The sequence below is a fragment of the Wolbachia endosymbiont (group A) of Melieria omissa genome (assembly GCF_964031125.1).
Classification (GTDB): domain Bacteria; phylum Pseudomonadota; class Alphaproteobacteria; order Rickettsiales; family Anaplasmataceae; genus Wolbachia; species Wolbachia pipientis.
The window spans coordinates 1,003,349-1,028,906 of the sequence record NZ_OZ035007.1 but is presented as its reverse complement, the minus strand read 5'-3'; the positions used below and the strand labels follow the sequence as shown (position 1 = coordinate 1,028,906).

General features: G+C 35.1%; 22 protein-coding genes, 1 tRNA gene and 4 pseudogenes. 17 read left to right on the top strand and 10 right to left on the bottom strand.

The window, feature by feature from the left end:
• Window positions 1-12 precede the first annotated feature (12 nt).
• The 3 genes from rpsU to ACQH2Q_RS04815 all read right to left on the bottom strand — a co-directional run bounded on the left by rpsU (window position 13) and on the right by ACQH2Q_RS04815 (window position 1,968).
• Window positions 13-213: a 30S ribosomal protein S21 gene (rpsU, locus tag ACQH2Q_RS04825; protein WP_006279819.1), complete on the bottom strand. Its 201-nt coding sequence runs from the start codon at window positions 211-213 to the stop codon at window positions 13-15.
• A gap of 199 nt (window positions 214-412) precedes the next feature.
• Window positions 413-486, bottom strand: a tRNA-Pro gene (locus ACQH2Q_RS04820).
• Between the two features lie 156 nt (window positions 487-642).
• Entirely contained in the window at window positions 643-1,968 is a 1,326-nt protein-coding gene (locus ACQH2Q_RS04815; protein WP_264339118.1) for an IS4 family transposase, read from the bottom strand.
• 87 nt (window positions 1,969-2,055) lie between these two features.
• Here ACQH2Q_RS04815 and ACQH2Q_RS04810 point away from each other — a divergent pair, with 87 nt between their 5' ends.
• From ACQH2Q_RS04810 to ACQH2Q_RS04795, 4 genes and pseudogenes are all read left to right on the top strand, one after another.
• Window positions 2,056-2,724, top strand: coding sequence for a hypothetical protein (locus tag ACQH2Q_RS04810; protein ID WP_264339657.1), 669 nt, complete (start codon window positions 2,056-2,058; stop codon window positions 2,722-2,724).
• Window positions 2,725-2,901: 177 nt separating this feature from the next.
• Window positions 2,902-3,003: an IS630 transposase-related protein gene (locus ACQH2Q_RS04805; RefSeq protein WP_213863610.1), complete on the top strand. Its 102-nt coding sequence runs from the start codon at window positions 2,902-2,904 to the stop codon at window positions 3,001-3,003.
• Window positions 3,004-3,052: 49 nt separating this feature from the next.
• Window positions 3,053-3,241: pseudogene (locus tag ACQH2Q_RS04800) on the top strand (IS630 transposase-related protein); the annotation flags it as partial.
• A gap of 183 nt (window positions 3,242-3,424) precedes the next feature.
• A complete protein-coding gene (locus ACQH2Q_RS04795; protein WP_022626381.1) occupies window positions 3,425-3,736 on the top strand; it encodes a transposase in 312 nt (103 codons plus the stop codon).
• Window positions 3,737-4,152: 416 nt separating this feature from the next.
• On the opposite strand, the gene ubiB is transcribed toward ACQH2Q_RS04795, so the two are convergent.
• Window positions 4,153-5,583 carry a 2-polyprenylphenol 6-hydroxylase gene (ubiB, locus tag ACQH2Q_RS04790; protein ID WP_264339656.1) on the bottom strand — a complete coding sequence of 477 codons (1,431 nt, stop codon included), beginning with the start codon at window positions 5,581-5,583 and terminating at the stop codon, window positions 4,153-4,155.
• Window positions 5,580-6,320 (bottom strand): metal ABC transporter ATP-binding protein, encoded by a 741-nt coding sequence (locus tag ACQH2Q_RS04785; protein ID WP_425383407.1) that lies wholly within the window; start codon window positions 6,318-6,320, stop codon window positions 5,580-5,582. Before ACQH2Q_RS04785 ends, ubiB begins: the two co-directional genes overlap by 4 nt.
• Here ACQH2Q_RS04785 and ACQH2Q_RS04780 point away from each other — a divergent pair.
• Window positions 6,312-7,193 carry a zinc ABC transporter substrate-binding protein gene (locus ACQH2Q_RS04780; protein ID WP_010962934.1) on the top strand — a complete coding sequence of 294 codons (882 nt, stop codon included), beginning with the start codon at window positions 6,312-6,314 and terminating at the stop codon, window positions 7,191-7,193. The two genes, ACQH2Q_RS04785 and ACQH2Q_RS04780, sit on opposite strands and share 9 nt — an antisense overlap.
• Window positions 7,194-7,576: 383 nt before the next feature.
• Here the strand turns inward: ACQH2Q_RS04780 and ACQH2Q_RS04775 are convergent, their stop codons facing one another.
• Entirely contained in the window at window positions 7,577-7,852 is a 276-nt protein-coding gene (locus ACQH2Q_RS04775; RefSeq protein ID WP_121721674.1) for a helix-turn-helix domain-containing protein, read from the bottom strand.
• A gap of 25 nt (window positions 7,853-7,877) precedes the next feature.
• Complete coding sequence (gene rpmG / locus ACQH2Q_RS04770; RefSeq protein WP_010082633.1) at window positions 7,878-8,078, bottom strand: 50S ribosomal protein L33; 201 nt, start codon at window positions 8,076-8,078, stop codon at window positions 7,878-7,880.
• 149 nt (window positions 8,079-8,227) lie between these two features.
• On the opposite strand from rpmG, the gene ACQH2Q_RS04765 reads away from it, so the two are divergent.
• The 10 genes and pseudogenes from ACQH2Q_RS04765 to ACQH2Q_RS04720 form a co-directional block, all read left to right on the top strand.
• Window positions 8,228-9,991, top strand: a complete 1,764-nt coding sequence (locus tag ACQH2Q_RS04765; protein WP_095742804.1) for an Rne/Rng family ribonuclease — start codon at window positions 8,228-8,230, stop codon at window positions 9,989-9,991.
• A gap of 86 nt (window positions 9,992-10,077) precedes the next feature.
• A complete protein-coding gene (dnaK, locus tag ACQH2Q_RS04760; protein WP_425383406.1) occupies window positions 10,078-12,000 on the top strand; it encodes a molecular chaperone DnaK in 1,923 nt (640 codons plus the stop codon).
• Between the two features lie 70 nt (window positions 12,001-12,070).
• Window positions 12,071-12,355, top strand: a complete 285-nt coding sequence (locus tag ACQH2Q_RS04755) for a BolA family protein (RefSeq protein ID WP_077188332.1) — start codon at window positions 12,071-12,073, stop codon at window positions 12,353-12,355.
• Between the two features lie 7 nt (window positions 12,356-12,362).
• Window positions 12,363-13,604, top strand: a complete 1,242-nt coding sequence (gene metC, locus ACQH2Q_RS04750; RefSeq protein WP_264339653.1) for a cystathionine beta-lyase — start codon at window positions 12,363-12,365, stop codon at window positions 13,602-13,604.
• Window positions 13,579-15,015 carry a Mur ligase family protein gene (locus tag ACQH2Q_RS04745; protein WP_264339652.1) on the top strand — a complete coding sequence of 479 codons (1,437 nt, stop codon included), beginning with the start codon at window positions 13,579-13,581 and terminating at the stop codon, window positions 15,013-15,015. The genes metC and ACQH2Q_RS04745 overlap by 26 nt, the downstream gene beginning before the upstream one ends.
• 165 nt (window positions 15,016-15,180) lie before the next feature.
• Window positions 15,181-16,121: pseudogene (locus ACQH2Q_RS04740) on the top strand (IS5 family transposase).
• 85 nt (window positions 16,122-16,206) lie between these two features.
• Window positions 16,207-16,467, top strand: a complete 261-nt coding sequence (locus ACQH2Q_RS04735; protein WP_012673289.1) for a hypothetical protein — start codon at window positions 16,207-16,209, stop codon at window positions 16,465-16,467.
• A gap of 12 nt (window positions 16,468-16,479) precedes the next feature.
• A complete protein-coding gene (rpsO, locus tag ACQH2Q_RS04730; RefSeq protein ID WP_006279944.1) occupies window positions 16,480-16,752 on the top strand; it encodes a 30S ribosomal protein S15 in 273 nt (90 codons plus the stop codon).
• Window positions 16,753-16,766: 14 nt separating this feature from the next.
• The gene (gene pnp, locus ACQH2Q_RS04725) at window positions 16,767-19,040 is read left to right on the top strand and encodes a polyribonucleotide nucleotidyltransferase (RefSeq protein WP_264339651.1); all 2,274 of its coding nucleotides are present in this window, start codon (window positions 16,767-16,769) and stop codon (window positions 19,038-19,040) included.
• Window positions 19,041-19,245: 205 nt separating this feature from the next.
• A pseudogene (locus ACQH2Q_RS04720) lies at window positions 19,246-19,629 on the top strand (IS66 family transposase); the annotation flags it as partial.
• A 28-nt stretch (window positions 19,630-19,657) separates the two neighbouring features.
• Here the strand turns inward: ACQH2Q_RS04720 and ACQH2Q_RS04715 are convergent.
• Window positions 19,658-20,517 (bottom strand): IS630 family transposase gene (locus tag ACQH2Q_RS04715; protein WP_264705388.1). Its coding sequence is split into 2 segments (ribosomal slippage): window positions 19,658-20,193 and window positions 20,193-20,517, totalling 861 coding nucleotides; the frame shifts between segments, so codons are not numbered across the junction.
• 63 nt (window positions 20,518-20,580) lie between these two features.
• On the opposite strand from ACQH2Q_RS04715, the pseudogene ACQH2Q_RS04710 reads away from it, so the two are divergent.
• Window positions 20,581-21,178: pseudogene (locus ACQH2Q_RS04710) on the top strand (transposase); the annotation flags it as partial.
• Between the two features lie 347 nt (window positions 21,179-21,525).
• On the opposite strand, the gene ACQH2Q_RS04705 reads toward ACQH2Q_RS04710, so the two are convergent.
• Window positions 21,526-22,503, bottom strand: coding sequence for a quinone oxidoreductase family protein (locus ACQH2Q_RS04705; RefSeq protein WP_264723920.1), 978 nt, complete (start codon window positions 22,501-22,503; stop codon window positions 21,526-21,528).
• A gap of 177 nt (window positions 22,504-22,680) precedes the next feature.
• Window positions 22,681-24,006 (bottom strand): IS4 family transposase, encoded by a 1,326-nt coding sequence (locus ACQH2Q_RS04700; RefSeq protein WP_264339118.1) that lies wholly within the window; start codon window positions 24,004-24,006, stop codon window positions 22,681-22,683.
• Window positions 24,007-24,256: 250 nt separating this feature from the next.
• On the opposite strand from ACQH2Q_RS04700, the gene ACQH2Q_RS04695 reads away from it, so the two are divergent.
• Window positions 24,257-25,483, top strand: coding sequence for a hypothetical protein (locus ACQH2Q_RS04695; RefSeq protein WP_341824237.1), 1,227 nt, complete (start codon window positions 24,257-24,259; stop codon window positions 25,481-25,483).
• Window positions 25,484-25,558: the final 75 nt, after the last annotated feature.

Genomic DNA, 25,558 nt, shown 5'->3' with positions numbered 1-25,558 from the left:
CTTGAGTATAAACTACCAACCATAACGCTGCCTTCTGCACTCTTGTTGGTACCTCTTTTTTTTAGCTTCAGCTTTCTTTTTAGCTCTTTTTTCTGATTTTTTTTCATGATATTGTTTTTTCATTTTCAACCCTCTTCCTTCCTTTTGAATTGTTTTTTTCAATACTGGAAGAGCTCTGTCTACATCACCATAATGGACTGATACTTCTATCAAACTCTATACCTCCTTCGGTAATCATTTCAAAATCTATTTATAAATTAGAAAATTAACATTGTCAATTATTTTATAAACTTGAGCGTTAAAATGTAATATGCCGTAATTTACATGACAAATGATGTCATTCCAGTGTCCGCTACTTGCTTACTGATGGAGATTGCTCTTATGTTACAGCGTTCTTACAATTATACTAACATCGGGGCGGAGAGATTTGAACTCCCGACCCTTTGGTCCCAAACCAAATGCGCTACCAGGCTGCGCTACGCCCCGACTTCTTTACTCAGAGTATCAATAACTCAGGCAAAATGCAAGATTCATTTGTTTACTTTAGAAAAAATATAATACGAGATTTAATATTATCTTAGAATATGTTTTTTATTAGCTACTCTTTAACAACAGACTGCTTCGTAGAGCATACGCGTCAAGTTAAGAGATTGTGAGCAAATTTAGAGAGGTTAAAGTGGATACTCTAGCCCTTCTACGTTTGTCTTTTAATGAAAATCGCGACCAAGTTATAGTGAGTTTTTTAAGAAATGCTTTTAAACTATTAATTTTGGTTAATACTAAAAATAACTCTCTAACCCGCCTTTTTAGCTCAATAAATGCCTTTGTTAAGCTAAGTTCTGTATTCTTTTTCACTTCTGTGCAACCAACTATGCCGTGAAATATAAGAATTGCGCACAATTTAGCATATAGTTCACATAATACTCTGCATGGCTTTCCTTTTAGCTTATCAAGCCTGATATGGCTTTTATACAATTTAAATAATAACTCAATTTGCCACCTTACTCTGTAAATCGTTAATACTTGCTCAGCACTAATTTTATTTTCTGGAACATTAGTTATAAATATTGACCAGTTCAACAATTTTTGATTTCTTTTAGAGGATGTATATCCCTGCGATCTTGCTAATCTATTAGCTTTCCTTCTTCTGGCCATAGACTGTTCTTCAGTTAGTTTCTGACATATAATTCTTACTCTAATTTTTGCTTCTTTTCCTAACAATACCTCGTTTTCTAAAAATAACTTATCCTCTAAACATTCTAATAACTCCATTTTTTGATTTGTTTCTACATCATATATGTTGGTATCGGATTTATAACGACTTATGAAATAAGCTCCTATTTCATTGATTTGTTTAAAAGAACTTGGCACAAAATAACCGAGATCAGATATTAGCAAATCATTGCTTAATATATTACTTAAATGTTTCCTATATCCCTGGTCTGATCTTACCCCCTCCGTTAAATTAAGTTGGTCTATTATCTGATTCATGTAGTCGAAAACTAATTGTAACTTTATTCCAGACTTAGTATTGCTTTCATAGCCACTGTAGCTAGTACCATAACCTTTATACATCTCTTCCATACTGTTAGGTAGAGTAATATAGCTACTGTCCAATAATTTAACACTATTAAATTGCTGTAAGATTTTGCAATCAACTTGCAAGATATTTTTAAAGAGAATCACAGATTCATTATACATCCTTTTCATAAATTCCACTGCTTCTTCAGTAAATCTAAAATCCAAACCTTGTTTTGTTATATCTATCGAGTCCTCGTTTAGTAATTGACACATTGTTTCTACGCTACAATTATCAACTCCTATATTACCCAAGACCATGGCTTTTACGAATGATGAACCTTTTAGCTTTCTCTTTCTTTTTATAAACCTTGTTGTAATTGAGATTTTCTCTGCTTTTTCATTAAAAAATTCTTTGAGCTTTTTTGATAAGCAAGTTATTTTATTCATTGGTTCTCTCACTAAAAGTATATCTGGGAGAACTTATACCTTATTATTCTATCTCTTTCATACCTTTATTTCCTTAACTTGACGCGTATGATTTATGCAACAGTTCCTAAAGAACATATAGAAGCAAAAAGAGAACGTAAGCAGAAACAACAACCTCAATCCCTCGTACCACCAAAACCACCGCAAGTGCCAAAAAAAATGTTTACTACTGGTCAAGAAGTTAGACAAGAATCGAAAGTGGTAATCAAAGATAAACCTGCAGTACCGCCAAAGCCTAAAAATCTAAGCCGTGCTAATCAAAAAGTAAGCACAGAGCCAAAAGTAGTAGGAGTAATTCTTAAAAAATCAGCTGAAAGAGTACCACTAAAATCTGAAAATCAAGACAATAGGAAATCAGCACAAAAAGCTGCTGGTAAGGCGATACCAAAAGTAGCAGCAGCTACTATGAAAGGAGGAGCTAATCGCGAGATGGGCAGTAAAGTAAAGGCATTAAAAGAAAAATTTGAGCAAAATCAAGCAAAAGGAAATGCTAATGTACAGCTTGCTGAAAGCAAAACCACTCCAGCAGCACAAGCGGATATCGGTGTGAAGAAAAAACAATCTCATTCATTTCTAACAGAGAATAAAAGATCTGCAACGAAACACGTAACAGCAAAATCTGATCCAAAATCTCATATCAGCAAAAATTCCCTTCTCACGCATGCAAATGTAAAGGAAATGGTTGCACAAATTGAGAAAGGAAAAGGAGGAAGATAGTAACATTTGGGAAAAAAACATATGTGTCAAGTCAAGAGATTGTGAGCAAATTTAGGAAATTATAGCTAAACTGACTTAGATTTACCGACAATTTGAAAAACCGTCATTCCGCTAACTATAGTATTTTCAAAAGCGAATGATAAAGGTATAATATGTTTTTTTAAAGTAGGGAAAGCGATGGTATATAGTGTAGATTTAAGGGAAAAAGCAGTGTCTTTGGTAGAAAAAGGAAAGTCAAAGGTTGAAGTTGCAGAGGTTTTTGAGATAGACACTATATAGATGGCTAAAAAAGAAAGCTACTGGCCAAGGTCTCAAAGCGGTAAAAAGTACTGGTTTTATTCGAAAAATAGATCCAGAAATACTCAAAGAATATGTCAAAAAACACCCAGATCACACACTAGCAGAAATGAAACAAAACCTTGGCTTTGGGATAAGTGCAATTTGGTATAGATTAAGACAGCTAAAAATAACCTTTAAAAAAAGTCACATTCTATCAAGAGCGCAATCAAGAAGATAGGCAGCAATTTATCGATAAAGTCTCAAAAATAGACCACTGTAGCATTTTATATATAGATGAAGCAGGAGTGACTATACCGAGAATATGCACGAGCTCCAAGAGGAGAAAAAATATATGCTGATGTTCCAGGAAAAAAGCGGGAAAGAGTGAGTATAATAGGTGGATGAGAAGTTTATTGCACCAATGACCTTCACAGGAGGGTGTAATAAAGATATATTTAATGTATGGTTAGAGCGAAGATTACTTCCACAATTACAGCGTGATACAACCATAGTTATGGATAATGCTACATTCCATAAAACTCCCAAAACAAAGTCATTAATAGAGTCTTTTGGCTGTCATTTGCTTTATCTTCCAACATATTCACCTGATCTAAATCCGATAGAGCATTGTTGGCACACCATCAAAAGTTGCCTCAGACCTCTAATGCATCAATGTACAGACTTACACCTTTTAGTTGGTAATACCATTTTAGACGTTTATCATTCGTTTTAGAAAATACTATAGTTGAAATAGCGCAGTTACTCACCCCATAAATTTGGTGCTCTCTTTCAATCAAAGGTGTCTTGCTGCTTGAAATGTTTTCTTTGTAAAAATTTGGCTTATCTTTATATCATCTCATTCAAACAGCATTAACATAACTTATGCCTTTTTTGGATGTAGAAATTTTCTAGGAATTGTCTTTTTGAATTCTATGGTATTTTGTTTAACATTGAAACAAGAGGCCAGTGTCACGCACTGGCATGACACCCATTTGTTCCTATAGTTGTCTTTTCTCGTCTACCTTATTTTGCCACTCTGCTGAACAGATACATAAAGAAAGTGGAAAATTGGACATTCTCAACTCGGCTCCTGCAGATTAAAAATTAAGTTGAATAAAAATTGGATTTGACGCAGTTTTTTCCCATAGTTTAAGAAATTAAAAGTTTAACGATTAGAATTATAATTACAAACCACAGCAAAAAATAGACTTTTCCATTTGATTTATTTTTAATTTGGATGTTTTCTAATTTTTTATCAGCTATTAGGTTCAATTTTTCTATAAGGCTAAATATTCCTTGGATTGTTTTTATGGGATAAGAACTTCTAATTTTTTCCCTATACCCTATTTTATTTTCATGTTGACTGCTTATCCACGCTTCAACTACTTTCCACATATTGATTTCTGGGTAGATCTTTCTACATGTCCCTTCCAGTAAAATCATAGTTTTCTGCAGCAATAACAATTGTGTTTGAACTTTCATATCAAAATCACCAGTTATTTTTAATAGCTGAGCAAGTAAACTAGCAAATGAAATCTTCTGTATAGGCTGCCCAATAATGGGTTCACCTATTGCCCTGCAAGCTGTGACAAAATTTCTATGCTGTGATGAAACGTAACCAGCTTTAAAGTGCATTTTTGCAACGTGATCATAATCCCGATTTAAAAAGCCTTTGAGTATCTCTATAACGTAATAGCATGTCTCACGATCTATTCTACCCATGATTCCACAATCCAGAGCAATAATATTGTTATTACTATCAACCATTAGATTTCCAGGATGCATATCAGCATGAAAAAAACAATCCCTGTATACCTGATTACAAAACGATTCTATAAGATTGATAGCTATTTGCTTATGATTATTCAGTTTTTCAACTTCGTATATTGGCGTTGCTTCTATCCATTCTAATGTTAAAACCTTTTTCGAAGTTCTATTCCAATCTACTTCAGGTACGTAAAAACCTCTGTCATTTTTTGTGTTTTCCTTTAGTTCCGAAGAGTGAGCAGCTTCAAAACGTAGATCTAACTCTAATCGGCAAATTTCAGCAAAAGTTTTAACTAATTCAATTGGCCTCAGCCTTTTTGATTGTTCGCTAAATTTTTCTGCAATTTCTGCGAGCCAAGAAAGCATTTTTATATCCCTTGAGAATGTTTTCTCAATATTTGGCCTTAAAACCTTCACAGCAACTTCCTTACCCTCAGTTGTAACCGCTCTATGCACCTGAGAAATCGATGCTGCTGCAATTGGCTTTTCAGAAAAGCTTGAAAAAATGTCGCTCAATTTACAATTAAACTCACTTTCTATAGTTTTAACTGCTATTTTATGTGAAAACGATGGCAATCTATCACATATCAATAACAAGTTATTTGTTATATCTTCATTTAAAACATCAGTACGTGATGAGATAGACTGCCCAAACTTAATGAACACCGGACCTAATTTTTCAAGAGCACACTTTAGCTTGTGGCCTTGTATTTTATTTATTGATTTTTTTGATGGTGGAAGTAAATAAGGTAATATATTGTAACGCGTCAGCACCGTAGTTATGTGCAGAAGACGCAAAATATTTTGAATCATTTCGCTGCGTAACTGCTAAATATTTCATTTGGGGTTCTATTTTTCATAATCTCATCAGGCTTGCCTTGGCAATAGATAGTATTATTTATACAAATTATGTAATCTGAGGATGGTAGAGCAGAGTTAAGATCATGAGAAGTCATAAGAATCGATACCAATCGTTTTTTTGCTATTTTATTTATAATATCATAAAATTTAGCCTGTGCGTTAATATCCATTGCACTAACTGGCTCATCTAGAATGATCAAGTCAGGCTCTGCAATTAAACAACGTGCAAGCAGTAATAATTGTGTTTGCCCTGCAGAAATTTCTAATACTTGATTTTTCAAAATGTTACCGATACCAGCCAACTCTATCGTTTCTGTAATAATGGATTGATTTTTCTTTAGTCTTTTCAAGGAGCTATTTAAAAGAAAATATTCAACTGTTATTGGCATCAAATTACTAATACTAAAATTTTGCGGCATGTAGCTAATTTTTGTGTTCTCAGCTAACACAATATTTCCAGTATAATTTTTATTTATACCAGCAATTGCTTTCACTAAAGAGGTTTTACCTCCACCATTTGGACCAAGTATTGTAATTATGTCTCCTCTTTCCATGAACATATTGATATTGTCAAGGATTCTTTTACCATCATATGCGAGAGCAAGATTTTCTATTTTTAGAACACGATTATTGACATTATTCAATTTATTGACAAAATTTAACTTCTTCTCAACGTTTATATGAGACATTTACTGGCTTTTTTTCTATTACTTTCACTTACACTATACTATAATATTGCCTTTTCATCCAATTTAAAAGTTGTAGCTACAATCAAACCTATCCACTCACTTGTAGCTTCTGTTACAGAAGGGATTTTAGAACCGGAATTGCTTGGCTATGCAACATCTGCACATAATTATATATTAAAGCCATCTGATGCGAGTAATTTAGAATCAAGTGACGTTATATTTTATGTTGACGATAACTTAGAGACGTTTGTTCAAACTTTCGCCAAAAATAATAAAGAACTAGTGCAATTGTCAAAGGCAATCAACCTACTTCCTACTCGGCCACATTCATTTTCTAGAAAAATCACTCACATTCAAGATGAAAAAGATTTACACATGTGGCTGAGTCCCGAAAATGCAAAGAGCATGATACTTTCTATAAGTGCAACATTGTCTGACATAGATAAAGGAAATTCCCATCGATACAGTTCTAATGCAACAAAAGCTATAAAAAAAATAGACCAAGAAGTAAAAGAAATCATGAAAGAACTGAATGATTTTAAAAATCAAAAATACATCGTTACTCATGATGCTTATCAATATTTTGAAAAATATTTCGGTCTAAATCATCCAAGCGCTATTCTTTCCATAGAAGAGGATTCTTACATAGGTATGAAGAGTTTAATGAAGCTAAAAAAGATAATGAAGGAAGAAAACGTTAAATGTATATTTGCTCATTCACAGGAAGATAGCATAAAGCCTAACGCCCTTTCTAATGACGCAAAAATGGTAGTTCTTGATCCTATTGGATCAGACATAGAGCCTGGAAAAGATGCATATCTAGCTATAATCAATAGCATTGCACAAAATTTTAAGTCTTGTTTTGTTGAGTAATAAGTTCCCTTTTAGCTTACTGTTTTATTGTTCTACAAATCAAGAAGAAGTGAGTTTACAACAAATGGTGTCATTCCAGTCTGGAATCCAGCTTTTTCATAATCATCAAAACGTTGTATTTTAACATAAAACGGCTACTTTTATGCTTACTAACTTAATAAAATTCCTGGATCCCAGACTGGGATGACATCGTAGGGGTGCTGGCCTGATAACCGTCATCCCGCTACTTGTTAGCGGGATCTAGAGATACCGCGAATGAATCGCGGTATGACGGTTCGCGGCGGCATGACGATAAGGTTTATACCTTGTCATCCCAGTGCTTGACACCGGGGTTGATTTATCTTGTCTACCTTATTTTGCCACTCCGCTGAACGGATACCATATTATGCAGGTTTAGAATTATGCTTTATTCTTACGTTTATGTCTTGGCCCAATACAATCAATAAGTTAAGCAAGTATTCTAAGGAGAACCCTTCGATTTTTGACCTATTGATTTGAGATAATTTAGGTTGATCAATCTTTAGAGCGTTTGCTGCTTTTTTCTGTGTTGTGTACTTCTTACTTATTAATTGTGCAATGACCTTTATTAATTTCAGTTTTGTATCTTTCACATCCCCCAACTCTACTATTATAGGATAACTTAATTGTAAATTTTGCATAATAATAAAATTCCTTATAAAAAAATTACTTTAGTTTTTCTTCTTTAAATAACACATGCCTTCTGACTACTGGGTCATACTTCCTAAACTCCAGTTTTTTGGTGAGCTTTTTTGGATTACGCTTTTTTACATAAAAATAGCCAGTTGATTTTTCTTCACCAGTTTTTGTTATCTTGATTGCAGTGCTGACTAACTTAACGAGCAAAGAAGCATTTTTTTTCGCCATACTTATAATGATATAATAAATTCTATGCGAGTTTATTACGCAAAATACTAAAAGTCAATCGAATAATGCAGATTGCAAAATCCTTGACAATCAACAGTGCATTAAGTAGCATAAAGTTAACTTCAGAATAAAAAGCAAACGGTAAATAAGTGACAAATAGTGGTAAAAGGGTATTGTTGATAGAAAATTCTATCTGTTCTAATGAGGTAAGAGTTGCCTTGTCAATTAATAACAAGGTTGTAGAATTTGAACAAGAATTCAAGGAAAAAAAACAATTAAGAGGTAATATATACGTTGCTTATATAAAGCGTATAGAGCCTTCTTTGCAAGCCGTATTTATTGAATATGGGAAAAATAAGCAAGGTTTTTTGTCTTTTTCCGAGATATCTCTAGATTACTTCAACATTCCAGAAAAAGAAAAGGAAACTATCTTTGAGGGCTACTCAAATGACGATTGTATAGAAGAAGCCTCAGCAAATGTTTCTTCAGATTCTGCAGCTAGTAAGAATGTCAACGGATCAGGTAGTGGTTTTGTAAGAGAGGTACCTTTATATAAAAAATACAAATTACAAGATGTTATTTCAGTAAATCAAAAAGTATTGGTCCAGCTAACTAAAGAGGAACGAGGCAATAAAGGAGCTTCATTTACAACATACATAACTTTAGTGGGTAGATACTGTGTTTTCATGCCAAATTCCATGAGTAAAGGTGGAGTGTCTCGCAGAATTGAAGATGCTAATGTCAGAAAGCAGTTAAAGGAGATACTGAGTTCAATAAACTTGCCAAAAAGATCAGGTTTAATAGTAAGAACTGTTGGTTCAGGAAAAAATAAGAAAGAAATTGAGCAGGATTACAATTACTTATCCTCATTATGGCAGAGCATTCAAAAAAATGCCTTCTCTGTAAACGTTCCATCATTAATTTACAATGAAGCAGATGTAATTATGAGATCTGTTCGTGATTTTTGTAGCGATGGTATAGAAGTTATAGTGTCTGGAAAGGAAGCTTTTGAGGCAGTTAGGCAATATGCTAACAATGCACTAAAAGGTAGTAAGTTGCGCTATAGATTGTATAGAGGTTATGCTCCGATCTTTACTTACTACGGAATCGAAGATCAAATTTCTGAGTTATATAGCAATAGAGTAGAATTGCCATCTGGTGGGTCTTTGATAATAACTTTAACTGAGGCGTTTGTTTCAATAGACGTAAATTCAGGAAAGATGACAGGAGAAGATAGCATAGAAGAAACAGCTTATAGAACCAACATGGAAGCAGTACCTGAAATATCAAGACAGGTGAATCTTAGGGGCCTATCAGGATTAATAGTAGTCGATTTTATTGATATGTTGAAATATCAGTATTGCAGAGCTGTTGAGTCTGCTATAAAGCAAGCGTTTAAAGATGATAAAGCTAAAGTTCAATTTAGCTACATAAATGACTTTGGTTTAATGGTATTTTCAAGACAAAGAATTAAACCAAACATACAAGAAATTAATACTACAGAGTGTTTACACTGCAAAGGTACTGGAAGAGTAAAATCAAACGAAGTAATTGTTTCATCAATACTAAGGGATTTACAACATATTGCTAACAAGAATCGAAATAAGTCTTTTGATTTAGTAGCACACAGTGCAGTTATAGCGCACATTTTTAATAACAAACGCAATACAGTTTCTACAATCGAAAAAGAGTTTAATATTACATTGAACGTTAGTATTGATAACAGTTTAGATGTAAATACATTTGTTTTAAAACAAGGAGATGATGTTAATTTAAACGGTTATAAGCCATTACAGAACTCTGGATACCAAATTGGGGATAGCAGCAATGAAGAAGCTGATAATTCAAATAAACTACGAGGCAATTTTTGGCTGACTAAGTGGCTTTCGCGCCTTTTAAGTTCTAATAACTAATTAGAAACCTAAATTGGGCTTGTAATTAATGAGCCCTATACTTATATATTCTTATATCAGATAATATTTACAATGGGGTACTCATTATGGGAAGAGCAATAGGCATAGATCTCGGAACAACAAATTCTTGTGTTGCAATAATGCAGGGCAAGGATACAAAGGTAATAGAAAATAAAGAAGGGGCAAGAACTACTCCATCTATAGTTGCATTGACTTCTTCAGGAGAAAGGTTGATTGGTGCTCCAGCAAAAAGGCAAGCAACCACCAATGCAAGTAATACCTTTTTTGCTACTAAGAGATTAATAGGCCGTCAATATAGTGATCCTGAGATGAAAAATCTAAGTGTACCATACAAAGTATTTGCAGCAAAAAGTGGTGATGCATGGGTTAAAACAACTGATAATAAAGAATATTCTCCTAGTCAAATTGGTGCATTTATACTACAAAACATGAAAGAGGCAGCAGAAGCTTATCTTGGAGAGGAAGTAAAAGATGCTGTGATAACAGTGCCAGCATACTTCAACGACTCTCAACGTCAAGCAACAAAAGATGCAGGAAAAATTGCCGGATTAAATGTACTCAGAATAGTAAATGAACCGACTGCTGCAGCACTTGCTTATGGTCTTGATAAGAAACATGGGCACACAATAGTAGTATATGACCTTGGTGGTGGTACATTTGACGTTTCAATACTTGAAATAGGTGATGGAGTTTTCGAAGTGAAAGCAACAAACGGTGATACCTATCTTGGAGGTGAAGACTTTGATAATGGAGTAGTGAGTTATTTACTAGATGAATTCAAGAAAAGTAATGGCATTGATTTGAAAAATGATCCAATGGCTATGCAAAGAATCAAAGAAGCTGCTGAAAAAGCGAAAATTGAATTATCAAGTGCAATGGAAACGGAAATAAATCTACCGTTTATTACAGCTGATGCAAGTGGTCCAAAACACTTAAATATGAAATTAACGAGAGCAAAACTTGAAAGCTTAGTGAATGATTTAATCGAAAGAACTATGGCTCCTTGTAAAAAAGCTCTTGAGGATGCTGGTTTATCTGCTAGTCAAATTGGCGAAGTGGTTCTTGTTGGTGGCATGACTCGTATGCCAAAAGTCATAGAGAAAGTTAAAGAATTCTTTGGCAAAGATCCACATAGAGGAGTTAACCCTGATGAAGTTGTAGCAATTGGAGCTGCAATGCAGGCGGGGATCATTCAAGGTGATGTAAGAGATGTGTTACTACTTGATGTGACCCCACTTTCTCTTGGTATTGAAACTCTAGGAGGAGTATTCACTCCACTTATTGAGCGTAATACTACAATTCCTACTAAAAAATCTCAGGTGTTTTCAACTGCAGAAGATAACCAAACAGCTGTTACAATTAAGGTGCATCAGGGTGAAAGAAAACTGGCAGTTGATAATAAGCTACTCGGTCAGTTTAGTTTGGAAGGGATACCTCCTGCTCCGCGCGGAAGGCCACAAATTGAAGTGACATTTGATATAGATGCAAATGGAATAGCACACGTTTCTGCAAAAGATAAAGCTACTGGAAAAGAGCAAAAAATACGCATTCAATCTTCAGGTGGTTTATCTGATGATGAAATAAATCGCATGGTAAAAGAAGCTGAAGAAAAAGCGCAAGAAGATGAAAAGCGCAAAAAGTTTATTGAAGTGAAGAATCAAGCGGATAGCTTAGTCCATTCTACAGAAAAGTCTCTGACAGAGTATGGTGATAAAGTTTCACCAGAAGATAGATCTGCTATTGAAAATGCAGTTAACGAATTAAAAGAAGTTAGTAAATCTGATAACATTGATGACGCTGATTCAATACAGCAGAAAGTCACTAATCTTTCTCAATTATCTATGAAACTTGGAGAAGCTATGTATCAAGCATCTCAACAAAATAGTGCTGAAAATGGCTTTTCATCAGAAGGAAATCCAAATGATAAAGAGGAAAAAGTAGTAGATTCTGATTATCAAGACATAGATAATAAAGAAGAGAATAAGTAATTGCGATTGTCATCCAAGTAGCTGATACTGGGATGACAAGAGGAGCATATTGTTGCTTAAAGAAACCATTATGGATATTATTAAAACAATAGAAGAAAAGATACGCGATTCGATAGATGTAATTGATATCAACATTATCGATGAATCAGCAAAGCATGCTGATCATTATTTTGCTTCATCTTCAACATTACCTTCGCACATTAAATTAATATTAATATCTGACGGCTTTATTGGAATGAGCGTTCTAAAAAGACACAAGTTGATTTATGAGTTATTGAAGGGTGAGATAGAGCTAATACATGCAATTTCTCTTCACTTGTATACGCAAGATGAGTACAATTTAAAAAATAAATAATAAAAATGTGAAGGAAGAGTCTATATTAGTTAAAGCAGGAAGAAAATTTAATGACTATAAAGGTTCTATGAACCCGCCAGTTTATCATTCTTCTACCATATTATTCCCTACTTACAAGGACTACTTAAATGCAGCAAATGGAGAAAGTATATACGATGTAATCAACGATGATGTTGCAAGAGATTACAGCTATAGTAATGTTGGTACTCCCACTGTTCATTATTTTTCAAATGCACTGGCTGAAATTGAAGGGAGTGGACAAGCGCTTATTTTTCCTTCCGGACTATTTGCACTTACTTTTGCTATTTTGACTTTCACTAAAGCAGGTTCTCATGTTTTAATTCAGGATAACAGTTATTACCGACTCAAGAGATTTGCCGAAAATGAGTTACCAAACAGGGGAATAGAAGTAACTTTTTATGATCCAACACAGGATATAACTGATTTAATTCAGAGTAATACTTCATTGATAATGATCGAGACTCCTGGTTCTGTAACGTTTGAGATTTCGAATATAGAGCATATAGTAAAAGTTGCTAAAGAACGTGGAATCGTAACCGTTTGCGACAATTCATGGGCCACTCCTTTGTTATTTAAGCCGCTTGATTATGGAATTGATGTTGCACTATATGCGGTAACAAAGTATCTAGCCGGTCACTCAGATTTAGTGATGGGAGCTATGGTTGCTGAAGGTGAAACTTTTAAATTGCTTTATGAGAGCCATAAAAATTATGGGGTAACCATTCAATCGCACGACTGCTACCTTGCACATAGGGGACTAAGAACACTGCACACACGTATAAAAAGGCACCAAAATACAGCAATGGAAGTGGCAAAGTGGCTAGAAAAACATTTAAAAATCAAAAAAGTTTTGTACCCAGCACTTCCCTCCCATCCTCAACACGAATTATGGAAAAGTTACTTTAAAGGAGCAAGCGGCGTATTCAGTATAGTATTGGGTAGAGAATATTCATGTGAAGAACTAAGCTGCATGGTTGATCACATGAAAATTTTTGGTATCGGTGCTTCTTGGGGAGGGTGCGACAGTTTGATATTACCAATAGATCGTAGATCTATGTCAAGATCTGTAATGAATTCAGATTATGGTGGAAGTTTTATACGGATATTTTGTGGACTGGAAGATCCTGAAGATTTGATCTTTGACCTTAATGACGCACTAAAAAGGTTACCATGTTTAGACTTTCAAAACGATGAAGTAGGACATGAAACTGAGAGAATTACTGCATAACATTATTGATGTTAACTTTGATATTGAAATCAAAGGCGTCACATGTAATCCCAAGAAAATCAAGGAAGGTTATCTTTTTGTTTGTGTGTCAGAAAGGGATAGGATTTACATAGATCAGATATTATCTTGTGGAGCTAAAGCGATAATTGCAAGTGATTGCATAACAGAAGCTTCAAGCCTTGGTATCATTCCAACGCGTGATGCTGGAATCTGTATCTTCCACCCAAACCCTCAAGAAATATACAGCGAAATAGTCAGCAGGTTTTATCAATTCAAACAGCCAAAATATGTTGCTGCTGTAACAGGCACAAATGGCAAGACTTCAGTAGTAGAATTTTGCCGCCAGATCTGGCAAAACGCTGGCTATAATGCTGCGTCTATTGGAACACTTGGAACATGCATCAATAATGGTAGAAAAGGTAATAGCAACAGTCTTACCACTCCAGGTGCAGATGACCTTTACGCAGCATTACGTGATATAGATAATAAAAACGTAGAGCACTTAGTGTTAGAAGCATCAAGTCATGGGATTGATCAATATAGAATCCATGGATTAAAGTTGAGTGCTGCAGCTTTTACTAATTTCTCGCAAGATCATTTAGATTACCATAAAAGTCTTGGTGGATATTTAGAAACTAAAAAAAGGTTATTTTACGAAGTATTACCAGAAGGAAAAACAGCGATTTTAAATGCGGATATAGATGAATACGGCGCATTGCTTAAAATAGCTGAAAAACGCAGTAATAAAGTTGTGACTTATGGAAAAAAAGGCTCTGATATTACTTTATTAGAGCAAACATCAACCCCTAATGGTCAACATCTTACAGTAAAAATTGATAACCAAATTTACAATACATTTTTCCCAGTTTTAGGAAAATTTCAAGCATATAATCTGCTATGTGCAATTGGTATATCTGGATTAAATTACAGAGAAATATGCGTAGAAAAACTCGTTTCTCCACCAGGAAGAATGGAAAAAGTGAAACCTTTTGCATTCGTGGATTACGCTCATACTCCAAGTGCGCTTAAACAAGCCCTATTGTCTTTAAAATGGCATATCAACAAAAAAATAATTCTAGTTTTTGGATGCGGTGGAAATCGCGATCAGACGAAACGTTCAGAAATGGGCAAAATAGCACAAATGTATGCAGATAAAGTAATAATTACAGATGATAATTCGCGTGATGAAGATCCGGCAAAAATTCGCCACGATATTTTGCTACATTGCCCTGATGCACTGGAGATAGGAGGTAGGAGAGAAGCTATAGAGAAAGGCGTAGATATTGCCTATAACGAGGGTATGATTCTGCTAGTTGCAGGAAAGGGAAATGAGAAATTTCAAATTATAGGCAACCAAACTTTTGAATTTAGCGATGTTGAGGTTATTAAAAATCATGCCTTAACATACTGATTTTCGCAATGGGCTTACCTCCGCTAATGTGCGAATATTGAAGCAAAAGTGATGTCATCCCAGTGCTTGACACTGGGATGGCTTTGTTGCATAGCAACTGAAAAAATCTGGTGGCTACTGACAAAATTCATTATAAAATAGCCATTTAACCTTGAAAGAAAAAATATGCCACAAAAAATGAGGGTCAGTAACCATAGCGAATATAACAAATTTCTAGAAAAAAGAGGAAATATTTTTCATTATATCAACGAAGCCATAGAAAAGTGGTACGAGAATGGTCCAAAAATACCAGGTGGCAACAATATTTATAGCGATAAAGTTGTAATTTTGGTGCACATAATAACTTGTTTATTTAGAATAGGCCTGAGGCAAACAGTTGGGTTTATAGCAGGATACCTTGAGCAAATTGGGAAAAATTTGCAAGTTATCAGCTATTCACAATCATCAAGAAGGTTTAAGAAACTCAATATTAAGATCAATGATTGCAGAAAATAATATGGAAGATATCGAAATTGCTATAGACAGTACAGGAATTAGTATATACAACAACACTCCTGGTCATAGCAAAGAAAATAGCGAAGATAGAAAGTATCGCAGCTATGAGCAGACAAGAAAATTGCATGTAATGTTGAATACAAACAGCAAAAAAGCCATAGCTGTAAAATACAGTAACGGCTGATCACTATGGAGCTTGTGATTTGCTAAAAGAAGTCGATTTTCAGTATGTCATAAAAGTACTATATGCAGATAGGGCATATGACAGAGAAAAGCTCTATAAGCTGTGTAATCAATATGGTATAAAAACGAAAATTCCTCCGAAAAACAACGCAGCAGAGCATCCAAAGTTAGACTATATGGCTGAGAGAAATGCTGCAATTAGACTAATAAAATCATGCAGCGAAGATGGAATGAAGAGGTGGAAAAGGCAAACAAACTACGGAAAAAGATCTTATATAGAAAGTTTTTTCTCGCGACTGAAACAAACATTCGGGTTTAGTTTTAGGAATAAATCTGAGACAAATAGAGAGAAGGAACTACTTGTTAAATGCTATTTGCTCAATAAGTTCACTGATATTGGTATGGCTAAATTTGAGATAGCTTCATAAATTTATTGTGCGTTACCTACTATCCGAAGAGCGATGCAACAAAGCCATCCCAGTGTCAGCTACTTGGATGACAGAGGGGGGTGGGATGACAGAAGATGATGGAGTGACAGGGAGTAATACAAAAAGTTTCGTCATCCCCATTGAATCGGCTTTAAAATCGATGTTCAAAGTTGAAATTTCCCTAGAAGATGCGGGGAAAATCAGAAAAGGTCAGGAAGTTGTATTAAATAACTTGCGTAATTTAAAGAATCATGATATTTGTTGTACGGTGGTGGGTAGTGTACCTATTGCAATCTGCAGTTTTATTTATGGTTGTGTGAAACCTATTCGTGTTTTTAATATTTAAAATGAGGTTTAGATGTCGATAACATCCGAAAAGAAAAAGAGTTTGATAAATATATATGCAATTAAAGAAGATGATACAGGTTCATCTTTTGTACAATGTGCAATTTTGACCGAGAGGATCAGTAATTTAACTGAGCACTTTAAAGTGCACAAGCATGACCATCACTCTAAGCGTGGTTTACTTATATTGATAGGTAGAAGACGCAAGCACTTAAATTATATAAAGCGTAAATTTGGTAATGAAGCCTATCAGGAATTAATAGAGAAGTTAGGCATTAGAAAATAATCGAGGAATTTAGTATGTTTAAAATTATAAAAAAATCTATAGAGTGGGGTGGTCGTACCTTATCTTTAGAAACAGGAAAAATAGCACGCCAAGCTCATGGTTCAGTAGTTGTAAATTACGGTGATACTTCTGTTTTAGTAACTGTTGTAAGTAAAAAGAAGGAAGAAAATGTTGATTTTCTTCCTTTAAATGTACAGTTTATCGCAAAAAGCTATGCCATGGGTAAGATCCCTGGCGGCTTTTTTAAAAGAGAAGGCAAGCCATCTGATAGAGAAACTTTAATCTCAAGGGTAATAGATAGAAGTATAAGACCACTATTTCCAGAAGGATTTAATGATGAAGTTAGTGTGGTGTGCAATCTATTAACTTATGATACAGTCAATCCTCCTGAAGTGCCAGCATTGATTGGTGCTGTTGCAGCTCTTGCAATTTCTGGTGTTCCTTTTCACTTTACTATAGCTGGAGTGATGGTTGGTTGTGATGAAAATAATAACTATATACTCAACCCTTCTGTTCAAGAGATGAAAGCAAGCAGCTTGGATCTGTTTTTGTCCGGTGATGAAAATTCAATTTTAATGGTTGAATCAGAAGTGAAAGAGCTCTCTGAAGAAAATGTTTTTAATGCAATAAAATTTGGCCATGAACACCTTAAACCTGTCATTAAGCTCATAAAAGAGTTTGCTGATACAATTGGCAATAAACCTAAGAGCTTTGCTCCTATTGATACATCAGATATAACACAAGAGCTCGAAAAATACGGTAAAGATTTTGAAAAAGCATATTCGCAAACAGTAAAACAAGAGCGAGTTCAAGCTTTAGAAGCGATCAGAGAGAATATATTGAATACTCTTAAAGAAACTGGAAAAGACGAAAAGTTAATTATGTATGCAGTAAAAAACTTTGAAAGATCTTTAGTACGTGAAATAATTAGGAAGAAAAGTGTAAGGATAGACGGTCGTAAGCATGATGAGATACGTCAGATAGAAGTTGAAGTTGATATTCTGTCCAAAACTCACGGTTCTGCACTATTTACAAGAGGCAATACTCAGGCACTGGTTGTTACTGCTCTTGGCACCACTCAAGATGAGCAAATTGTGGATGATATTGAAGGGGATAGACGTGAGCATTTCATGTTGCATTATAACTTTCCCTCATTTGCTGTTGGAGAAACTTCTGCTGCGCGTGCACCAGGAAGAAGAGAAATCGGTCATGGCAAACTTGCTTGGAAAGCAATTCATCCTGTTTTACCCGATAAGTCTGAATTTCCTTATACAATAAGAGTAGTGTCCGAAATTTTGGAGTCTGATGGTTCTTCTTCTATGGCAACAGTTTGTGGGACTTCTCTTGCTTTAATGGATACGGGTGTGCCAATAAAGGCCCCTGTTGCTGGAATTGCTATGGGTCTCATCAAAGATAAAGACGAGTATGTAATACTTTCCGATATACTTGGTGATGAAGATTATCTTGGTGATATGGACTTTAAAGTAGCAGGAACTAGTGAAGGGGTTACGGCGCTACAAATGGACATGAAAATTTCTGGTATAAGCTTTGAAATTGTTGAAAAATCTTTAGAACAGGCAAAAGCTGGAAGATTACATATTTTAGAAAAAATGAATGCAGTGATTTCAGAACACAGTGATGATGTCAAAGACCATGCACCAAGGATGTTATCATTTTACATAGATAAAGACAAAATTTCTGCTGCTATAGGTTCTAAGGGGAAAAATATACGCAGTGTGTGTGAAAGAAGTAATGCAAAAATTGAAATAGGAGATGATGGTAAAGTTTCTGTTTTTGCTACGAGTGGCACTGAAGCTGAAATTGCAAAGAGTATGATGATTGATTCAATAACAAAACTAGAACAAGGTTCTATAGTTGATGTCAAGGTTGTAAGAATAGAGAAGTCTATTGTAGAGCTTGAATTTCTTAATGGCAGAAAAGGAAAAATGCACATAAGTGAAGTAGCTAATGAACATATAGATTCTATAGAGAGCGTACTTAAACAAGATGATACTTTCAAAGCACTAGTAATTGACTTCGAAAAAGGTGGGTGTCCAAAGTTGTCAAGACGTCGGGTTGACCAAGAGACGGGAGAGTTTTTTGAAGGTGAGCTTTACAACGAGGAAAGGAAAGATGGTCCAAATGACAGGGATAATTATTACAATAATTCATTTAGTAGAAAACCTGGAGGAAGTCACCATAAGAGGCCTCCTCGTCCTCGTTCTGGTTTCAGCAACAGAAATAGGCCGAAATTTGGTAATAATGATTCATCATCAGGTTTTTATTAAGAGTAAACTTCTTGCGTTACCTCTCGTCATTCCAGTGCTTAACACTGGAATGACACCCTTTCTGGTGAAGGTTGTTCTCAAATCACAATGTTAGTACAATTGTGGTGTTAGCTATAGCTAACCCAAGGTATCCGTTCAGCGGAGTGGTAGAATAAGGTAGACAAAGTGATCTAAAAAGATAATCATAGAGCAAAAGTGAGGTAATGTGGTAAACCTTTTAGAACTTTGCAAAAATTTACAGCAAAAAATAGAAAAACTGAAAGCAGAGATAGAAAACTTAAAAGCAGAAAATAAAGCTTTAAAGATAGAGAACGCTGAATTAAAGGAAAGGCTTGGTTTAAACTCGAAAAATTCATCTCTACCGAGCTCTAAAGAATTGTACAAAACAAAAAAGGACAAGCCAAAAAGCGAAAGGAATGTTGGCGATCAGGTTGGGCATAAAGGAAATTTTCATGCTACAATGGAAGCGGATAAAGTAGTAAAAATAGAGTTGCCTAATATTTGCGAATGCGGAGGAGAGCTTGTAATATGCGAAAAACCTTATGTTCACCAAAAAGTTGATCTTCCGGAAATTAGGCCTTATGTAGTATAGCATTTCTCATAATAGTCCGAACAGGTCATAGGAAGGCAGAATCAACAGCACGACGAAAGGATTCGAATAGAGGAATGTTTTTCCTGGCTCTGTTTTTTATAGCAAACCAATGATGCTCAATTTTGTTGAAATCTGGAGAATAAGGCGGCAGATACAAAATTTCTGCACCAACCCCTTTAGCAAGCTCGATAATCTTATCAGACTTATGAAAAGTAGCATTGTCAAGAATGACAGTCTGTCCAGGTTCCAAGATCGGTGTCAAAAATTGCTCAAACCATCCATTAAAAACATCCATATTACAGTGGCCTTCAAAGGTTAACGGAACAACTATCTTTCTTCCACTTAAGGCTGCAACCATACTGATTCGTTGAGTTTTCTTTCCAGATTTTAAGGCATAAAACCGCTGTCCTTTCTGGCAATATCCGTAGGGGTAGTCTTCGGTGTTATCAATGCCAGACTCATCTATATACACTAAGTTTTTAGGTTCTTTTGTCGCTATAATTTTCAAAAATTCAGCACGTTTTTCTTCGTTTCTTTCCTTGTATCCATATGTCTTTTTTTGCGCGTAAATCCAATTTTTTTAAGGGCTCGATAGATCGTTTGGATACTAACGTTGTTCCAAAGTTTAGCCATTTCCGATAGAGTCTTTCCTCCGTGTTCTCTGGCAAATTTGGCAAAGGTATCCCAGTCGGTAATTTTGTGATTGTAACCCCCATTTCCAAGTTTTTTTGATTGAAAGTCTCCTGTTTCTTTTCTTCTTTGCTGCCACTCCCATAAAGTAGTTCTTCCAATCTTAAATCTTGCTGCCACTGTTTCTCTGCTTTCTCCTTCGTCTAGCGCTTCCATTGCTTTTTTTCTTAAATCATAACTATATGCTGCTGGCATTCAACCTCCTTATCATCATCTACCCTTATCCTATCACATCCGGACTTTTATGGAAAGAGCTATAATATGGAAGATATCGAAATTGCTATAGACAGTACAGGAATTAGTATATACAACAACACACAGCAAGGAAAATAGCACTGACAGAAAATATCGTGGCTATGAGCAAACGAGAAAATTGCACGTAATGTTGAATATAAACAACAAAAAAGCCATAGCTGTAAAATACAGTAACGGCTGATCACTATGGAGCTTGTGATTTGCTAAAAGAAGTTGATTTTCAGCATGCCATAAAAGCACTATATGCAGATAGAGCATGTGATAGGCACAAGTTTTATAAGTTGTGTAACGAATATGATATAAAGACAAAAATTCCACCAATAAACAATGCGGCAGAACATCCAGAAATAGATTATATGTCTAACAGGAATGCTGCTATTAGGTTAATAAAATTATACGGTGAAGATGGCATGAAAGAATGGAAAAAAGAAGTAAATTATGGGAAAAGATCTTATATTGAAGGGTTTTTCTCAAGATTAAAGCAAATATTCGGATTTAGTTTTAGGAATAAATCTGAGATAAATCGAGAAAAAGAACTAAATGCTATTTGCTTAATAAATTCACTGATATTGGTATGGCTAAATTTGAGATAGTTACATGAATTTACCATAAATCACCATCTCATAAAGTGTGATGCAACAAAGCCATCCCAGTGTCAAGCACTGGGATGACAAGAAGAGAGCACTGGAATGACAGGAGAAGGAGGGCTACTACCGTCATAAAGGAACCAGTGTCAGTTACTCGGATGATACCTTTTTCTACTTAATTTGGGTTATGCAAGAAGTCTATTCGCGGTATAGATTCCGCTAACACGTAGCGGGATGACGGTTGTCGGTAAATCTAAGTCAGTTTAGCTATATGCTTTTAATTCCCCCAAAAGGAGAATTAAATATGTGAAGTTCTAGTTGATATGACTTAATGAATGGTTAGTTTAAATTACTAATTTATTTAAGAGATTTTGATAATATTTAACCCACTCGCTTTTCTATTTTCCATATCACGATGTGCTTGAATTATTTCATCAAATTTATATTTTTTATTGATCCGTACAGTTAAAAGTTTTTTTCTTATCATCTCGAAGATTTCCATTGTGGTAAGCACTAATGTGAATCTATCATGCTTATAATGGTATATTGAGGTTCCAGTTGCAAATAACGAACGTGAACTAAGTAAAGAAAAACTAATAGGAGCGTTACCTGATATCTGCCCATAGGAAACGTATATGCCGAACCTGCCTAAAGATTCAAAAGAGAGCTTGCTTGTAGCGTAACCTATGGGGTCATATACTGCACCTACTCCTCTGTTTTGCGTAATCTCCATAATTTTAGAAACGAAGTCTTTATCATTGTAGTTTATTGCGTATGTGCAGCCACTTTGTAAAGCTATCTTCATTTTTTCATCAGAGCTTACAGAACCTATCACTACACCTTTTTTATCCTTTGCCCATTGGCATATTATTTGTCCTAAGCCACCATTAGCCCCATGAACTAGCACGAAAGCACCAGGCCTGATTTTATAAGATTGATTAACTAAATAGTGAGCTGTCATACCTTTAAACAGCACTGCAGCAGCAACTTCATCAGATATGTCATCTGGAATTTTTATCAGATATTTCTGGTGTATAATGCGCTTTTCACAATATGCCCCTGGAGGAGCTGTGCAATATCCAACTCTATCTCCGACCTTCAACCCATCACTGATTTTTTTACCAAGCTTTTCAATAACTCCCACTGCTTCCACTCCAAGCACTGATGGTAAATTTTTAATTTTGCGTGTACCTTTTCTGTGCTCTAAATCATAACGATTTAAGCCGATAGTTGTGTGACGCACTAAGACTTCCTCGCCTTTTGGCTCACCTATGCTCTTATCTACAAATTCTAATACTTCTGGTCCCCCAGTTTTTTTAATTTGTATAGCTCTAACCATGATGAATATTAAGACAAAAACTTTGATTATGTTATCTAACAATTAATATTTTGCAAAGTTATTGTTTTCACAATCAATAGACTTCTTGCGTTACCTCTTGTCATCCCAGTGTCAGCTACTCGGATGACACCCTATTGATTACTGAAATGACACGGTTTGCAAACCATACGCGTCAAGTTAAGAGATTGTGAGCAAATTTAGAGAGGTTAAAGTGGATACTCTAGCCCTTCTACGTTTGTCTTTTAATGAAAATCGCGACCAAGTTATAGTGAGTTTTTTAAGAAATGCTTTTAAACTATTAATTTTGGTTAATACTAAAAATAACTCTCTAACCCGCCTTTTTAGCTCAATAAATGCCTTTGTTAAGCTAAGTTCTGTATTCTTTTTCACTTCTGTGCAACCAACTATGCCGTGAAATATAAGAATTGCGCACAATTTAGCATATAGTTCACATAATACTCTGCATGGCTTTCCTTTTAGCTTATCAAGCCTGATATGGCTTTTATACAATTTAAATAATAACTCAATTTGCCACCTTACTCTGTAAATCGTTAATACTTGCTCAGCACTAATTTTATTTTCTGGAACATTAGTTATAAATATTGACCAGTTCAACAATTTTTGATTTCTTTTAGAGGATGTATATCCCTGCGATCTTGCTAATCTATTAGCTTTCCTTCTTCTGGCCATAGACTGTTCTTCAGTTAGTTTCTGACATATAATTCTTACTCTAATTTTTGCTTCTTTTCCTAACAATACCTCGTTTTCTAAAAATAACTTATCCTCTAAACATTCTAATAACTCCATTTTTTGATTTGTTTCTACATCATATATGTTGGTATCGGATTTATAACGACTTATGAAATAAGCTCCTATTTCATTGATTTGTTTAAAAGAACTTGGCACAAAATAACCGAGATCAGATATTAGCAAATCATTGCTTAATATATTACTTAAATGTTTCCTATATCCCTGGTCTGATCTTACCCCCTCCGTTAAATTAAGTTGGTCTATTATCTGATTCATGTAGTCGAAAACTAATTGTAACTTTATTCCAGACTTAGTATTGCTTTCATAGCCACTGTAGCTAGTACCATAACCTTTATACATCTCTTCCATACTGTTAGGTAGAGTAATATAGCTACTGTCCAATAATTTAACACTATTAAATTGCTGTAAGATTTTGCAATCAACTTGCAAGATATTTTTAAAGAGAATCACAGATTCATTATACATCCTTTTCATAAATTCCACTGCTTCTTCAGTAAATCTAAAATCCAAACCTTGTTTTGTTATATCTATCGAGTCCTCGTTTAGTAATTGACACATTGTTTCTACGCTACAATTATCAACTCCTATATTACCCAAGACCATGGCTTTTACGAATGATGAACCTTTTAGCTTTCTCTTTCTTTTTATAAACCTTGTTGTAATTGAGATTTTCTCTGCTTTTTCATTAAAAAATTCTTTGAGCTTTTTTGATAAGCAAGTTATTTTATTCATTGGTTCTCTCACTAAAAGTATATCTGGGAGAACTTATACCTTATTATTCTATCTCTTTCATACCTTTATTTCCTTAACTTGACGCGTATGGGGATGACAGCAGTCCTACGTCACACCGCGATTCATTCGCGGTATAGATTCCGCTAACAAGTAGCGGAATGACGAATTTTTGTTTTTCAAATTATCGTAAGTCACTTTAGCTATATCAGAGCAATAGAGGCAGTGCGTAGAGGAGCTCACCAGACAAGATTTGCTCAGGAGGCTCGAGTGTGAGCGTCAGGCTTCTAGTTGTATCGATGAAATATCATCTCAAGCAGAGCTACATATCGGAGAAGGTGATGATGAGGATTACTTCACTGGTGAAAAAGGAAGAGTACTCGGAGATTTCTGGAATTTCTTTGAATCTCTCTTTACCCTTTTTGAAGTAGATGTAGATGATCCGAAAATCTACCAAATGCTCAAGGAGAAGAAAGAAAAAAATTGGCTTCTTTCGATAATTAAATTTATGCGTGACAAGCTTAAGGAGTTAATCAAGAAGATTTTTGCACGCGATTTAAGTTTCAATCAGAGGTTGGACAAAGAGATAAAAGAATTGCAGGAGAAATTAGGCAGTGGTGAGTTATCAGAAGAAGAGTTTGCAAGGGCGTTAGAAAGATTAACTGCATTGCAAGATCTGAAACTCAGGTTACAAATGGCCGTTGTCGGATGGATTGTTACAATGTTCGCAGAGATGTTTGGAGTTGAGTTGGCGGCTGCGGTAGAGGCATCTACAGAAAAAGAAGATAAAAAAGCAGAAAAAACATCATTAAAGGAAGAAAATAAAGAAGTTTGCGAAAACGTAGAAATGAAAGTGGATGAAAGAGAAAAACCTAAAGTGCCAGTTTTCCTTTTTGAAGTTTCACCAGGATTTGTAAGACCGGTTGTTCTGAGCAAACCAGAACTTGATCTTTTACCAAAACCTATAATGCCTCCTATATTTAAAGAGGTTATAAACAATGAGAACCGCGAGGTAAAAGAAACAAAACCAAAAGTGGAAGAAGAGAAAAAAGCGAAGCCGGAGGAACCGAAGAAAGAGGTGTGTCCACCGAAGAAGCCTGCAACGGAGACGGGGCAGGAACAAATAAAGCATAGTTATGGATGCGATAGTGGTTGGAGAAGTGATAGCGACTTAGGTTCAAACCAATCTGCTCCAAACTTTATTTTCAGCAAAGAAGCTTCGAATCAATCTGCTAAGAGTCCTGTCTCTAACCCAGGGCAACTTAACGGAAGTGCTCCAGGAAAACCTGTTCGGGAATCTGCAACAAAGCAATCCATTAAAAGTTCTGTTGCTGATTGTGAATTTGATTTTAATATAGGTACTTGGAACGGTGCTGAGCATGAAGGTTCTGTGGGTGATGTTCAACCACCAAAAGAATTGACTAATGATGTAAAAGTTGAGAAATGTGTAGAAGGTCCGTCAGTAGGAAAGGCGCCATAATGAAGGTAGTTAGATCCCAGTGTCTGGGCACTGGGATGACACCCATAACCTTGTCATTCCAGTGCGTGACGCTGG